This is a genomic window from Streptomyces sp. RLB3-17 (genome assembly GCF_007113425.2).
In the GTDB taxonomy this organism is placed as follows: Bacteria; Actinomycetota; Actinomycetes; order Streptomycetales; family Streptomycetaceae; genus Streptomyces; species Streptomyces mirabilis_D.
Genome location: NZ_CP041610.2, coordinates 763,254 through 776,826, shown reverse-complemented (window position 1 = coordinate 776,826; position 13,573 = coordinate 763,254). Strand labels below are relative to the sequence as shown.

The following is a 13,573-nucleotide window of genomic DNA, read 5'->3' as shown; positions in this document are numbered from 1 at the left end:
CACCCTACGTCACGCCGCTGGGACACCTGTCCGAAGGACGACCGGCATACGGCAGTGCCCTGAAGGCCTCCGGCATCGTCTGAACTCCCCGCCGTGTGTGCCGTCACTCCTCCGTCGGCTGCCGGCATCCGTGCAGTCCCAGTGGCACTCGCACCGGGATCCGTACGCGTGCCACCGGGCCCGCCTCCGGTTCCCGCGCCGCGAAGACCAGCAGCCGGCTCGTCCCGTCCGTCGCGTACGTCGTCCAGTACCCGTGATCCTCCGACGGGTCACCCGGCCCCGGCGCGAACACCGGTTCCCCGACCGAGAGGTTCCCCGCATGCCACGAGCCCGCGGCGCCCTGGGTGTCGTAGCAGCGCAACGCGTCGAATTCGCCCGAGAGGGGTTTCGCACCAGGGGTACGCGCCGCCGGCGCGCAGCGTCCGTGGCGGCGGCGATCAGACGGTCGTCGACGCCCGGGAACTCCACGTGCGAGTCGTCGAGCAGGGTGCGCCACAGCCAGAAGGCCTCGTCCTCGGCCCATAGCGCACCGGCCCCCGTTCCGTGGTACGAGCGCCACCGTGTGCCGCGCTCGGGGCGCCGCTTCCGCAGCGGATGCGGCGGGGTTGGGGCGGCCGCAGCATGAGAAGCAGAGGTCCTCGCCTCAGCGCCCGGCCGGGGGTTTCCTCGCGCTCTCGGTTTCCGACATGGAGGCGCCATCCGCGGAGGTGTCCGATGGCTCAACCCGATGCGAATCGAGGACTCGGAGTGACGGGGAGCGGCGAGTCTCCGCCGTCCGGAATGACGTCGTCCGGAATGCCGTCGGCCGATGCGCAGACCGATGTGCGGGCCGATGTGTCCATCGGCGAAGCCCCGCGCACCAACAGTGTCTTCCTCGGTTTCGCCCCCTGGATCATCTTTGACGTGGTGGCGAGCCCCAGTACGTGGAAGTACGCCGCGCTGGCGGCGCTCATCGCCGCCCTGGTGCTCAATGTCCCCGACCTGCGGCGCGGGAGCTTCAAGATTCTGGAGGCGGCGAGCTTGGTGTTCTTCGCCGTCCTGTTCGTACTCGGGCTCGCGGTGGACCGCCAGGACCTGTTGTGGCTGGAGACCTACGCGCAGACGCTGGCCAACGGGGTGATCGCCGTCGTGGCACTCGGTTCCCTCGCCTTCACACCGTTCACCGAGCAGTACGCACGTGAGTCGGTGCCCCGCCAGTACTGGGACACACCCTTGTTCCGGAGCACCAACAGGATCCTGACGGCGATGTGGGGCGGGGTGTTCCTGGTCACGGCCCTGCTGGGGCTGCTCGCACTGCATGTGAGGTCGGGGTCGGACTGGCTCAACTGGGTCATCCCGATCGCCTTGCTGGTCGCAGCGATCCGCTTCACGAAGTGGTACCCGGCACATGTCAGGGCGCGGGCGCGGGGCTGACCCGGCGGAGGCCACGCTCCGCGGTGCGTGTGCGTCGACCGTGATGTCTCACCATGTTCGGTTCCTCCCGTAGCGGGGGAGAGGTAAAGCAATCGTATGGTCTAGTCCAAGAGTTATCTGGTCTAGGCCAATCTATTGGCATGGACGCAACACCTGCAGGAAGCTGGGGCGACTCTCCCCCACCTCCTGGAGGCACGCAGTGAGACGTCTTCGCGCATGTCTGGGCGCGGCAGCCGCCGTTGGACTCGCCGCAGCGGGCACGACCGCACTGGTCGCGGGCAGCGCTTCCGGCGCGACCTCCGCACTCGGCAACCGCTGGTACGCCGCGGCTCCCTACCTGATGCCGCTCGACAACGACCCGCCGGACCCGGCCGCCATCATGGACGCCACCGGCCTCAAGGCGTTCCAGCTGGCCTTCGTCCTCGCCCCCAACGGCGGTGGCTGCAGCCCCACATGGGGCGGTACGGCCGCGGTCTCCTCGGACACCGCCGTGCAGTCGGTCGTCAACACCATCCGAGCCAAGGGCGGCGACGTCTCCGTCTCCATCGGCGGTTACGGCGGCACCAAGCTCGGCCAGGTGTGCTCGGACGCGGCTGCCACGGCGGCGGCGTACCAGCAGGTCATCACCAAGTACGGTCTGCACGCCATCGATTTCGACCTCGAAGAGCCGGAGTACGAGAACACGGCGGCCATCAAGAACGAGATCGGCGCCGCGAAGATCCTCCAGCAGAACAACCCCGGACTCTACGTCTCCGTCACCACCGCCGGCACCGCCGACGGCACAGGCTGGTTCGGCAAGCAGATGCTGCTGGAGGCCAAGTCGCAGGGTTTCACCCCGAACAACTTCTCCATCATGCCGTTCGACGGCGGCTTCAACGGCGCCGCGTCGCAGACCGGCGCGCTGACCAACTTCAACCAGATCCTGCAGTCCACCTTCGGATGGGACCAGGCGACCGCCTACGCCCACGAGGGCTTCTCCGGGATGAACGGGCGCAGCGACACCGGCGAGTTCTTCACGCAGACCGACTTCCAGACCGTGCTGGACTACGCCACCAGCCACAACATGGACCGCTTCACGTTCTGGTCCCTCAACCGCGACCGTCAGTGCACCCCGGCCGACAACGGGGGCCGGACCTCGGGCACCTGCTCCAGCGTGGCGCAGAACTCCTGGGACTTCGCCAAGTACTCGGTGAAGTTCGCCGGGGCCACGCCGCCCTCCTCGACCCCCACCCCGACGCCGACGCCCACGCCCCCTGGTACCGGGTGCAAGCCGGCCTGGAGCTCGACCGCGGTCTACACCGCCGGCAACGAGGTGTCGTACAACAACCACAACTGGAAGGCCAAGTGGTGGACTCAGAACGAGACCCCCGTCGCCTCCGACTGGGGTGTCTGGCAGGACGAGGGTGCCTGCTGACGATCTGACCGCCTGACGGCCTGACCGCCCGAGGTCTGCCGGACCGGATCGGCGGGGCCCGTGAGGTGCCCCGCCCACCGGGCGCCGCGCGGCCCGGAGCCCAGTGCCTGGTGCGTGCCCGTGCGTCGATCAGGGCCGCCACCACGTGCGCCGGCCCTTCAGAGGGTCGAAAATGGGCAGAGGCCCGGTCGTCGAGGACACGCGGTGCCTGCCGAGAGGAATGTCGCCATGCGCGGACAGCCGCCACTGCCGTCAGGGGCCGTTCGCGGTGCACGTACCGGCGCGGGTGGCGAGCAGGCATGAAGCCGGGGCCGGGCGGCGCCGTGATCCTGCGACGGTCGATTCAGGTCACCTGCTCGGCGAGCGTCGGCTTCTACACGTTCCTCTACGGTCTTCAGCAACCCGTGGCGGCGCTGTACGCACTGTTCACACCGATCGCGCTCGGGCTGCTGTCCACCATTCCCGGGACCGGCCGGCAGCAGGCATGGATCACCTTGCGGACCCTGCCGTTCGGAGTGGCCTTCGTCGCGCTGGGCACGGCACTCGCGGTGAGCACGGCAGCCGCCGTGGCCGGCATGCTGATCGCCGGATTCCTGTTGAGTTTCACCGTGGTGGCCGGACCTCGTACGGCGGGTCCCGCCCCAGGTCTCCAACTCCTCTACATCCTGGCCTGCTTCCCGCCGTACGCCCCTCAGACGCTGGGCGCCCGGCTGACGGGCGTGGCCGTGGGCGTCGTGCTCCTCTCCCTGTGTCAGGTGTTCGTGCTGTCCGGTCCACCTGCCACGAGCTACCGGATCGTGCTCGCCGACGCGCTGGAGACGGCCGCCGCGGCAGTGGTCGATCCGGCCCGCGTCTCCGTCGCGAGGCTGCATGATCTCAGCGAGGGGATGCGGCTGTCGCAGGTTTCCCCGGGTGAGCGCCCGACCGGCCCGGGGCGCCGGGACCGGGCCCTGGCACAGGCGGGAGCCGCGGTCCGCCGGGTCGTGGACCAGTTGGCGTCGCGGAGCACGACGTCCGTGCCCCCTGGCGCGGCACCGCGCACGGATCGATCGTCCGCCGCGCTCCGCGAACGCGTCGCGCGGACGTGCGAGGACACGGGTGCGGCCCTGCGCGCCGGTGAGCGGCCACCGACGGCCGACGCGCTCGACAAGGCGATCCGGCAGTTCCAGGCGGAACGGATCCGCCGTGCGGCCGACCCGCGGGCACCGGGCGCGGACACCGACGTCCTGCGGCGACAGGCGACGGAGCTGACACTGGCCGAGTCGACGTGGATCGCGGTGACAGCCGTCGGTGTCTCTGCCGCCGGGCGCAGAACCTCACCTCTCCGGCCCCGCGAACTCTTCTGGTACGCCGACCTGCCCACGACGCAGTTGTGGGCGCGTCGCATCGTGGGCAACGCGACACATCGCTCGGTGTGGTTCCAGAACGCGGTACGGGTCGCGTGCGGCCTCGCCATCGCCCGTCTTGTCGCCGGCACCCTCGACCTCGCGCACGGATTCTGGGTGCTCCTCGCGGTCCTCACGCTGGGGCGTACCACGGTCGGCGCCACCTGGCGGGCCGTGCGCCAGGCCATGGTCGGCAACCTGGTGGGGGCTGTCGCGGCAGGTGCGCTGCTCATCGCCCTCGGCCGGCACCTGGACGCCTACGCCGTCCTGCTCGTGCCGGGCATGCTCATCGCCTTCGCTCTGGGCCCGCGGCTCGGAATCGCCTACGCACAAGGGCTGTTCACGCTGGTGGTCACCCTCGCCTTCGCCCAGATCACCCCGACCAGCTGGCGACTGTCGGAAGCCCGCATCGTCGATGTCGTCACCGGCAGTGTCATCGGCCTCCTGTGTGGGCTGCTCGCCTGGCCGGCGGGGGCACGGAGAGAGGTCCACCGCACCATGGCGGGCCTACTGCGGTCGTGCGGGACGCTGGTACCCGCCACGGTCGAGGCGCTGCTGGCCCCGTCGGCGGCCGGTCCGTCTCCGCCCGCGACGTTGCCGACGCTGCGGCATCTGCGTCTGGCGGAGGCCGCCTACGCGCAGTTCCGCAGCGAGCCACCCACCGCCTGGGAGGGCGCCCAGGCCGACTGGCACGGGGTGCTCATCGTGGCGTACCACACGGTGCTCGGTGCCCAGCGGCTTCCTTGCTTCGAAGCCCCCCTGGCCGATGTGCCGCCGGACGCGCGCGCATGGGTCCGCGGGACGGCCGCCGAGCTGACGACGGACGCCGACCGCATCGCCACGTACTTCACCACCCACGAACGCCCCGCACCCGGCCGGAGCCCCCCTGGCCCACCGCTTCCGGAGCACCTCCCGGCCCTGCCCACGCTCATCGATCTCGAAGTGTGGTTGACCGACATCGACCACCAGCTCGCCCGCATCGAGGACTCCGTCGGACCCACGACCTGATCCCCACGGGCCCCGGCGGGTCGTCGCGGCCCGCCATTCGCCGGGCGTCCACCGCGGCGGGGAAGGCTCCGTGCGCATAGAATTCGAATGGCTGGTCCGTTATGCGGCCATTTGAGGAGTCGCGTCATGGAGGGCATCGCTGACATGGGGGGCACCTCGGGATGGGGCCCCGCGCGCCCGCCCAGGGCCGATGAGCCGGTCTTCGCGGAGCCCTGGCAGGGCCGGGCCGCCGCGCTGACGATCCTGGCCACCCGGGTGTCCGGTCGGAATGTGGACGCCTTCCGGCATGCGCAGGAACGCCTGGACCGAGCCGCCTACCTCGATGAGGGCTACTTCGGCCGCTGGCTCAACGCCGCCGAACTGATGCTCATCGAGGGCGCCATCCTCGCCCCCGGTGAGATCGACGCCCGGGCCCGCGACCTGCGCGGCGAACACGTCGAAAATCCCCCCGTCTCCGTCCCCGAATCCGCCCGGCCCGACGCCGGCCCACCCACCGCGGCGATCGCCGCCTGGCGGTCCGCTCCAGGTTCGCTGCGCACCATCGACGCCGCCCCTGCCTTCGCCGTCGGCCAACGGGTCCGCGCCAAGAACATCTCGCCGCCCGGGCACACCCGCCTGCCCGGCTACGTCCGGGGACACGCCGGAATCGTCGAGGTCATCCAGCCCGCCGCCGTCTTCCCCGACACCCACGCGCACTTCCTGGGCGAGAACCCCCAACACGTCTACTCCGTACGGTTCGCCTCGCACGAACTGTGGGGTGAGGGTGCCGACTCCTTCTCCGTCACCGTGGACCTGTTCGAGAACTACCTGGAGACCACCTCATGACGACCTCCAGCGAATCCGGCGAGACCCCTTCCGCGGCCCTGCGTACCGAGGCACTCGAACAGCTGCTCACCGAACGCGGTCTGATCGACCCCGAGATGGTCGATGCGTTCATCACCAACTACGAGACCAATGTGGGTCCGCTCAACGGCGCCAAGGTGGTCGCCAAGGCCTGGACCGACCCCGAGTACCGCCGACGGCTCCTGACGGACGGCACCTCCGCCATCAAGGAACTCGGCTTCGGCGGCCCCCAGGGCGAGCACATCGTCGTCGTCGAGAACACTCCCACGACCCACAACGTCGTCGTCTGCACCCTGTGCTCCTGCTACCCCTGGCCCGTGCTCGGCCTTCCGCCGAGCTGGTACAAGGACCCTGCCTACCGTGCACGCGTGGTCAAGGAACCCCGCACCGTCCTCTCCGAGATGGGCCTCGACCTCGGCGACGACGTCGAGATCACCGTGCGGGACTCCACGAGCGAGGTTCGCTGGCTCGTCCTGCCCGAGCGGCCCGCCGGCACCGAGCACCTGACCGAGGAGGAGCTCGTCCCGCTCATCACCCGGGACGCCATGGTCGGCGTGGCGAAGGTGGCAGCCGCGTGACCGCCCCCCTCGACATCGACGGGACCGCGGCCCCACCCCGCGCCAACGGGGAACTAGTCTTCTCCGAACCCTGGGAGAGCCGTGCCTTCGGCATGGCCGTCACCCTCTACGAGGCAGGCGCCTTCACCTGGCCCCAGTTCCAGAGCGCACTCATCGCCCGCATCGCCGCCTGGGAGAACGCACTCGACCAGGACCGGCCGTGGAGCTACTACCACCATTGGCTCGCCGCGCTGGAAGACGTACTGGACGAGCAGGGAACCGTCTCCTGCGACGAAGTCGCCACGCGTGCACTCACCCTGGCCCAACGCCCGGCCGGTCACGACCACCACCACTGACCCCGGCGCCCCCGCACCACCATCGCGCACCCGACGGCGCCCTCGAGCTCCCCCGGTTGTGAGCCACCTCTGATCCGGCTCTGATCAAACCCTGATGGAGCGCTGCGAGGCTCATGAACGAGATGAACGCCGATCGCACGTCGCCGAAATTCCTCCACCGCAGTCGGCGCGACATCCCCCGAAATCCGCCCTCCTCATGGAGTGATCAATGGCATTCGCGCACCGCAGGAACGGATCGGCCAGGCATATCTCCCGTACGGCCGGGACGCTCGCAGCTCTGACCATGGGCGCTTCACTGATCGTGGCCCCCCAGGCATTCGCGGCCAGTAGTCCGACCAACGCCGAACTCCTGAAGGCCTGCAACTGGGCAAGTCTCTGCAAGTTCCACCCGCAGAGCTACTGGGGTTACACCGGGCCGAAGCACCAGGTCGGCAGCACCGCGTACAACTGCGGGAGCAACACCAACCAGCACCGGATCGACTGGTCGGACACGACCACCGCCGGCAACACGGTCGGCGTCTCCGTCTCGGCGACCTACAAGTTCTCGTTGGTCTTCGAGGCCTCCGTGGAGACCAGCTACAGCCACAGCTGGGAGAACTCCCACACCGACACCGAGTCCAACACGATCAACATCTCGCCGAGAAGTGTCGGGTGGCTCGAGCGCGGAACCTCGAAGCAGCAGGCCAAGGGCTGGTGGGAGATCCAGTTCAAGAACAAGTACTACGACCACTACGTCTGGTACATCTACGACTTCCAGCAGTCCGGCTTCAACAAGGACAACCCCAGCTACGGCTACGTCAACTTCAAGGACCGGCCGATGACCCCGGCCGAAATCGGCGCACACTGCTGACGGCTCCGGCCCGTCTCGACAACCCGCTGTCCAACCCGGTCCAACCGGTCCAAGAACAAGAATGGTGACAGTCCCATGCACAGTCTCAAGCGCAAAGTCGCCACGGCGGCACTCGTCGCAGGCGCACTGTTCGGCAGCCTGGCGGTTCCGGGAACGGCCTACGCCGCCAACAAGTACGTACAGCTCAAGGTCTGCAGCGGGTCCACCGAGACGGTGAAGTTCTACTTCGTCGGGGAGAACCAGTACGGCGACTGGGGCGGTTCGAGGTTCTGGGAGATCGCCCCGAAGGGGTGCACCGTGGCGGAAGGCTACTGGTGGATAGCCGGGCAGTCGGTCGAGTTCCACCACCGCAAGCCCAGCACCGGATGGCGGTGGGAACCCCGGCTCATCTCGGCGAACGACACCAGCAACGGCGCCACATACCAGCTCTACATCGGCTGAGCGGGGCCCCGCGCACGGGTCCGTGGGCCGCCACGCGCGGCCTGCGGACCCGTCAGGTCACTCGACGCGGGTGAGCGCAGGGCATTCCCATACCGCGTCCACGACCTCGCGGTGCGGACGGTACATGCGCAGGATCACGAACCAGGTGCCGGTTTCGGGTGTGGGCAGCCAGTTGGACTCGCGGTCCTCTCCCGGTGATGTGGACTGCAGATGGAGGGTCAGACCGCCGTCAGGGTCCATGACGAGCCCGGTCGTGCGGTCCCCGACCGAGTAGCGGCCGGCCGGGTTGGGGATCAGGTTCATGTCGTCGCCGTACGCGGACAGGGACCAGAAGGCATCGACGGGTGGCATCGCGCCCGCGTCGAAGCGCAGCGCGTACCGGCCGGACGACAGCTTGTTGCCGTCCGCGTCGTCGTAGTTGAGCAGATAGACCGCCTCGTCGGGATCGTTGGCCATGATGCCCGCCAACGACTGGTCGGCGGCACGCTTGACGAAGTCGTCGCCGAAGCGGCCCATCTGCGGTGGCGGATAACGCCAACCGTTGACCACATGTGCCCACCCACCGCTGAGCATCTGCTGTTTGAGCATCGGCGTGCCGACAGCCGCAGCCCTGATGAGGTTCTGTCTGACCGCCTCAGGCTGGACCTCGACGTCGAGACCGGGACCGATGCCGACCTCGGCGAACTGCTTGAGCAGGATCGCGTGGTGCGCCGGTGGCGGGTTCTCGGCCAGCATGGCGTTGAGCGTCTTCCAGGGGCCGAGGGGATCCTGCGCGGGGTCCACCGGCGCCGGCACCTCATGGCTCGCCGGGAGCCGCGCCGGGTCAACGGGCCCGCCGCCCTTGTCGAAGAAGCTGAGCGGAGTGAGCCGGTACTGGGCCTGGAGCGTCTGCACGTTCGGCACGTCGTCCTCGCCGTCGACCAGCGTCCTGCCGAGGATCAGGATCCACGGGCTCGGCGCGGTCGCGACACGGCGCACACCATCGGGGAGCTTCCCGCTCCAGTCCGGACCGACGATCGCGAAGTGGCCCGCCTCGGATCCCGTGGTGCGCTGGCCTATGTAGTCGAAGTTGTCGGAGGTGATGCCCATCAGCTCGAAGGAGAAGTAGCGATCACCCATGTCCGGATGCGAGAGAATGACCGGCTCGCCGCGCAGGTGCACCCACGCGGTCGAGTACAGGGTGTCGTTGTTGGGACAACCGCCGTCCCGGTACGAGGCGTCCAGGAGTTGCTGTGCGTGCCAGAAATGGTTGACCGCGGCGTACGGCACCGTCGCCGGGTCACGCGGCTGGGTCACCCACTGGTGGCGCAGCCTGGCGTTGTAGATGTACGGAAAACCGTAGACGAATGCCTGCTCACCCAACGTGTAGGCGTACTCGCCACGCCAGTCACGCACTCGTCCGGTGAGGATGGGTGTCACCGCCTGCCGCACCAGCGGCAGTGTCTGAGGCAGCTGCCGCAACCGGTCCACCACGGCCTGGGGGTGCCGTACGGCTTCCGCCGCGGCCCGACCGGCGGCGCCCGCGGCGCTCGCTGCCCGGTTGATGGTGGCCGTGACGCCTGTGGCATCGTCGTGCGTCCGCCGAAGCGGACGGTGATGTGTGGGATGTGTGGCTTCGGACATGATCATGTCCTCCCCGTTGTGAACACCTCGTGGGAAGCCTCTGCACCACTTCCCACCATAGGTCGCATCAGCAGGAGCGCCAACGCGGGGGAGACGTCAGACGCGGTCGGCCGCGATGAGCAGGTACTGGAAGCTGCCGTTCTCGTAGGCGCTCAGGAACGTTTCCTCGATGCCGGTGACCAGGTGGTCGGCCTGCTTGCGGAGTTCCCAGTAGGGGATGGTGTCGGCGGTCAGGTCCTGGACGTGGACGGGTACGAGGCGGTTGCGGGCCATGGCGCGGAAGTATTCCGACCGTGGGTGGATGTCGCAGATGTAGTGGGCGTTGATGAGAGACACCTCCCGGGAGGCCCGCCCGTAGGCGTCGTTGTAGCAGCCGGTGATGGTCACGTAGCGTCCGCCGCGGCGCAGCAGCCGTGCGTGCTCGGCGAACAGCAGGTCGAGTTCCACGTACATGGTGGACTCGTTGTTCCAGGAAGCCGCATACGCGCCGGAGGGCAGGCCGGTGTCGAGCATGTTCCGGTGGTGGTAGCGGACCTTGTCGTCGATGTTCCGAGTGCGGGCCTGGGCGTTGGCGAAGTCGGCCTGTTTCCTCGAGATGGTGACGCCGTCGGTGTGGCATCCGTACCGCAGATGGGCCACCACACTTCCGCCGCCGCGCCCGCAGCCGGCGTCGAGGACGCGGTCGGCGCGGGAGAGGGGGCCGAGATGGGAGGCGAGGAGGTCGGCCTGTGCCTGTTCCAGACGGTGCAGTTCGGCGGTGATCCGGTCACGGCGCAGGGCAGCGCCGTCTCCGCCCCCATCCCGGCTCTCGTCGAGTACCGACCAGTCGACGTCCCCGATGCCGTAGTGGTGGTGGTACAGGTCGTCGATCTTTCCGAGTTCGAGGTTGACCGGGTTCTCCTCGGCGTTCCAGTAGTCCGCGACGCGGGTCTGGTACGTCGACTGGCAGGTGGCCTGGGTCGGCATCGGTGCTGCCGCGGTACCGGCATCGGTGATGGGCAAAGGTGACTCCTCGTGGCGCGGTGGACGACGGGCCGGGCGGCAGGGCGTTACCAGTAGTTCGGCAGGTGGTAGCGGTGGGTGTTGGTGGCGTGCCATTCGTGGTTGCCGGACACCCAGGCGGCCAGGCCCCCGGCGTAACGCTCTACGAGCGGCGAGGTGGCGGACAGAGCCGCCGCCTCCTCCTCGAACGCCTCCATGACCTGGTTGTGGATCTCGACGGCCTTCAGGAAGGCGGCCTTCAGCCCGCACCGTTCGTTCGCGGCGATGACCTGAGGCAGATTGAGATGGCTGGGATCGTTGGCCAGTTCCTTGGTGAAGGAGTACAGGTCGTTGACGATCGTCGTGGCGTTGCCGGCGAGTGCGGTGATCCGCTGGATCTCGGGCCGGACGTAGAGGGCCTCGGGCAGCTCGTAGCCGTCCACGGCGTCGACGATCGACAGGCAGGGGCGGAAGTTGTTGAACTGCCGCATCATCAGGTACTCCCAGACCGGTGGCACGTACCGGATCTCGGCCCAGGCGGCCTCACCGAGATAGCCCAGATGCAGCCGGGCGAGATCGTGCACCAGCCGGTCGGTCTGGCTGGGGGTGGCGAAGACGGCGTAGTCCTTGAGGGCCCCGTGATACGAGCGCAGCGGCCCGTCGGCCTGTACGCCGCGCCGCCACCGCGCTTCCAGTTCGGGAGTGGAATGGAAGGGGTCGAGTGCGGACTGGGCCCTGATCAGCCTGCCGCCGAGGCCGCGTGATGAGCCGCCTCTGTCCTCGTCCTCCTCGCAGTAGCAGTTGTCGACGAGGTTCTCGGCCAGCAGCAGCTTGCCGGCCGCGGTGAGACGTTCGAGGTCGGCCGCGCCCGGATGCTGGAGTACGACGGCCCGGCCGAACTGGAACCCCGCGAAGTCCCCCGTCCACGCCTTGGGGAACGCGTCGAGCCGACGGACCCAGGCCTCCAGCCTGCGGTCGACCTCCGCCGCCTTCCCCGCGTCCGCGGGGCCGGCGGGCCGGTGGCGCAGCCCGGGGATCGCCCCGCTCCGCCGGGCTTGTGTGACGGGGACGAGGCGGGGCGGCCCGGGCAGTCGCGTCGGCGATCCGGAAGCCGATGATGTGCTCATTCCGCGGTCCGCCCGATCTGGACGTTCTCCAGGATCCCCGCGGCGTCGGGTACGAGGATGGCCATCGCGTAGTAGGCGGTGACCAGGTAACTCATGATCGCGGTGCTGTCGATGCCCATGAACCGTACGTTCAGACCCGGCTCGTACTCCTCCGGAATGCCCGTCTGGTGCAGGCCTACGACCCCTTGGTCCTTCTCTCCCGTGCGCAGCGCGATGATGCTGCTGGTGTGCTGGGGGCTGATCGGGATCTTGCTGCACGGAAAGAGCGGAACGCCGCGCCACGCCGGTACTTCGTGGCCGTCGAGGTTCACGGTGCCGGGCACCAGCCCGCGCCGGTTGCACTGCCGGAAGAAGGCCGCTATCGCCTTCGGGTGGGCCAGGAAGAGGCGGGTCTTGCGGCGCATCGACAGCAGTTCGTCGAGATCGTCGGGCGTGGGGGGACCGGAGAAGGTACTGACGCGCTGGCCGTAGTCGACGTTGTGCAGGAGGCCGAACTCGCGGTTGTTGACCAGCTCCCACTCCTGGCGCTCGCGGATCTCCTCGATGGTCAGGCGGAGTTGCTGCTCGGTCTGGTTCATCGGATGGTTGTAGAGGTCGGCGACCCTGGTGTGGACGCGCAGGACGGTCTGGGTCAGGGACAGCTCGTATTCGCGCGGGGCGAGGTCGTAGTCGACGAAGCCGCCGGCGAGGACCGGTTCGCCCACGTGCCCGGCCTGTACGGGTACGTCGGCCTCGCCCTTGCGGTTCATGGGCTTGCTCTGCTGCTGTGCGAAGGCGTCCAATTGGGCGGCGAGCGACGGGGTGCGCTCCACGCACGCCATGAGCGTGTCCCAGTTGAGTGCCAGCACCACGCCCGGAGTCTCGGCCCGTACCGAGCTGAACCACAGCGGGTCGGCCTGGCCGATGGCCTCGTCCCCCATTCCGTCGCCGTCCGTGATGACTCCGGTGACTTCCTGCTCGCCGTACTTGCCGGTGGTGTAGCGGGTGAACCGGCCGTGGACGACGAGATAGGCCTCGGTGACGGGCTGTCCGGCGTCGAAGAGGACCTGGCCCGTACGCACCTCACGCACCCTGAACCGTGAGGAGATCTCCTGCAGGGCCACGGTGTCGGAGTAGCCGCGCAGGGCGGGCAGCTCGGTCAGTGTCTCGGGGATGACCCTGATGTCGTCCGCGCCGTTCTGCTCGAACTGCACCCGGCCCCGGCCGAGGCGGAGTTGGAGTCGCCGGTTCACCCGGTAGGCGCCGCCCTTGACGTCCACCCAAGGCAGCATCTTGAGCAGCCATCGCGAGGTGATGGCCTGCATCTGAGGTTCGGACTTGGTGGTGGTGGCCAGCTGACGTGCCGCGTCGGTGCTGAGACTGGTGGACCGTGGTCCGTCGGCGGTGGGCCCGGCGGCGCTTTCTGGGGAGCTTTCCGGGACTGTCACATGTCCTCCCGATACGTGAGCGGGCGTGGGTGGATACGCACGAAGATCAGTGATCAAGGCGGGGCGTCGACGCCGTACGCCTCGGGCAGGGGCTCCTATGGCCCGGCCATGGACGACGTCTGCCTGAACCCGTGTCGAAGGTGCGCCC

At 68.8% G+C, this 13,573-nt stretch carries 13 protein-coding genes; 8 read left to right on the top strand and 5 right to left on the bottom strand.

Annotated elements, in window-relative coordinates; translation table 11 throughout:
• Positions 1-103: 103 nt before the first annotated feature.
• Positions 104-361 carry a carotenoid oxygenase family protein gene (locus FNV62_RS56955; protein ID WP_263985267.1) on the bottom strand — a complete coding sequence of 86 codons (258 nt, stop codon included), beginning with the start codon at positions 359-361 and terminating at the stop codon, positions 104-106.
• A 419-nt stretch (positions 362-780) separates the two neighbouring features.
• On the opposite strand from FNV62_RS56955, the gene FNV62_RS03775 reads away from it, so the two are divergent.
• The 8 genes from FNV62_RS03775 to FNV62_RS03740 all read left to right on the top strand — a co-directional run bounded on the left by FNV62_RS03775 (position 781) and on the right by FNV62_RS03740 (position 8,267).
• Positions 781-1,413 (top strand): hypothetical protein, encoded by a 633-nt coding sequence (locus FNV62_RS03775; RefSeq protein WP_225900125.1) that lies wholly within the window; start codon positions 781-783, stop codon positions 1,411-1,413.
• A gap of 199 nt (positions 1,414-1,612) precedes the next feature.
• Positions 1,613-2,827 (top strand): carbohydrate-binding protein, encoded by a 1,215-nt coding sequence (locus FNV62_RS03770; RefSeq protein WP_143606882.1) that lies wholly within the window; start codon positions 1,613-1,615, stop codon positions 2,825-2,827.
• A gap of 299 nt (positions 2,828-3,126) precedes the next feature.
• The gene (locus tag FNV62_RS03765; RefSeq protein WP_144314669.1) at positions 3,127-5,220 is read left to right on the top strand and encodes an FUSC family protein; all 2,094 of its coding nucleotides are present in this window, start codon (positions 3,127-3,129) and stop codon (positions 5,218-5,220) included.
• 126 nt (positions 5,221-5,346) lie between these two features.
• The gene (gene nthB / locus FNV62_RS03760; protein ID WP_097282594.1) at positions 5,347-6,045 is read left to right on the top strand and encodes a nitrile hydratase subunit beta; all 699 of its coding nucleotides are present in this window, start codon (positions 5,347-5,349) and stop codon (positions 6,043-6,045) included.
• Complete coding sequence (gene nthA, locus FNV62_RS03755; RefSeq protein ID WP_144314668.1) at positions 6,042-6,641, top strand: nitrile hydratase subunit alpha; 600 nt, start codon at positions 6,042-6,044, stop codon at positions 6,639-6,641. Before nthB ends, nthA begins: the two co-directional genes overlap by 4 nt.
• Entirely contained in the window at positions 6,638-6,976 is a 339-nt protein-coding gene (locus FNV62_RS03750) for a nitrile hydratase accessory protein (protein ID WP_143599901.1), read from the top strand. The genes nthA and FNV62_RS03750 overlap by 4 nt, the downstream gene beginning before the upstream one ends.
• Positions 6,977-7,184: 208 nt before the next feature.
• Positions 7,185-7,826, top strand: coding sequence for a hypothetical protein (locus FNV62_RS03745; protein WP_144314667.1), 642 nt, complete (start codon positions 7,185-7,187; stop codon positions 7,824-7,826).
• 75 nt (positions 7,827-7,901) lie between these two features.
• Positions 7,902-8,267, top strand: coding sequence for a hypothetical protein (locus FNV62_RS03740; RefSeq protein WP_054233389.1), 366 nt, complete (start codon positions 7,902-7,904; stop codon positions 8,265-8,267).
• A gap of 57 nt (positions 8,268-8,324) precedes the next feature.
• Here FNV62_RS03740 and FNV62_RS03735 read toward each other — a convergent pair whose 3' ends face one another.
• The 4 genes from FNV62_RS03735 to FNV62_RS03720 all read right to left on the bottom strand — a co-directional run bounded on the left by FNV62_RS03735 (position 8,325) and on the right by FNV62_RS03720 (position 13,425).
• Positions 8,325-9,890, bottom strand: a complete 1,566-nt coding sequence (locus tag FNV62_RS03735; RefSeq protein ID WP_164657600.1) for a DUF1254 domain-containing protein — start codon at positions 9,888-9,890, stop codon at positions 8,325-8,327.
• A gap of 96 nt (positions 9,891-9,986) precedes the next feature.
• Positions 9,987-10,856: a geranyl diphosphate 2-C-methyltransferase gene (locus FNV62_RS03730; protein WP_143605143.1), complete on the bottom strand. Its 870-nt coding sequence runs from the start codon at positions 10,854-10,856 to the stop codon at positions 9,987-9,989.
• 83 nt (positions 10,857-10,939) lie between these two features.
• Entirely contained in the window at positions 10,940-11,998 is a 1,059-nt protein-coding gene (locus FNV62_RS03725) for a family 2 encapsulin nanocompartment cargo protein terpene cyclase (RefSeq protein ID WP_143599900.1), read from the bottom strand.
• Positions 11,995-13,425: a family 2B encapsulin nanocompartment shell protein gene (locus FNV62_RS03720; protein WP_097282588.1), complete on the bottom strand. Its 1,431-nt coding sequence runs from the start codon at positions 13,423-13,425 to the stop codon at positions 11,995-11,997. The genes FNV62_RS03725 and FNV62_RS03720 overlap by 4 nt, the downstream gene beginning before the upstream one ends.
• Positions 13,426-13,573: the final 148 nt, after the last annotated feature.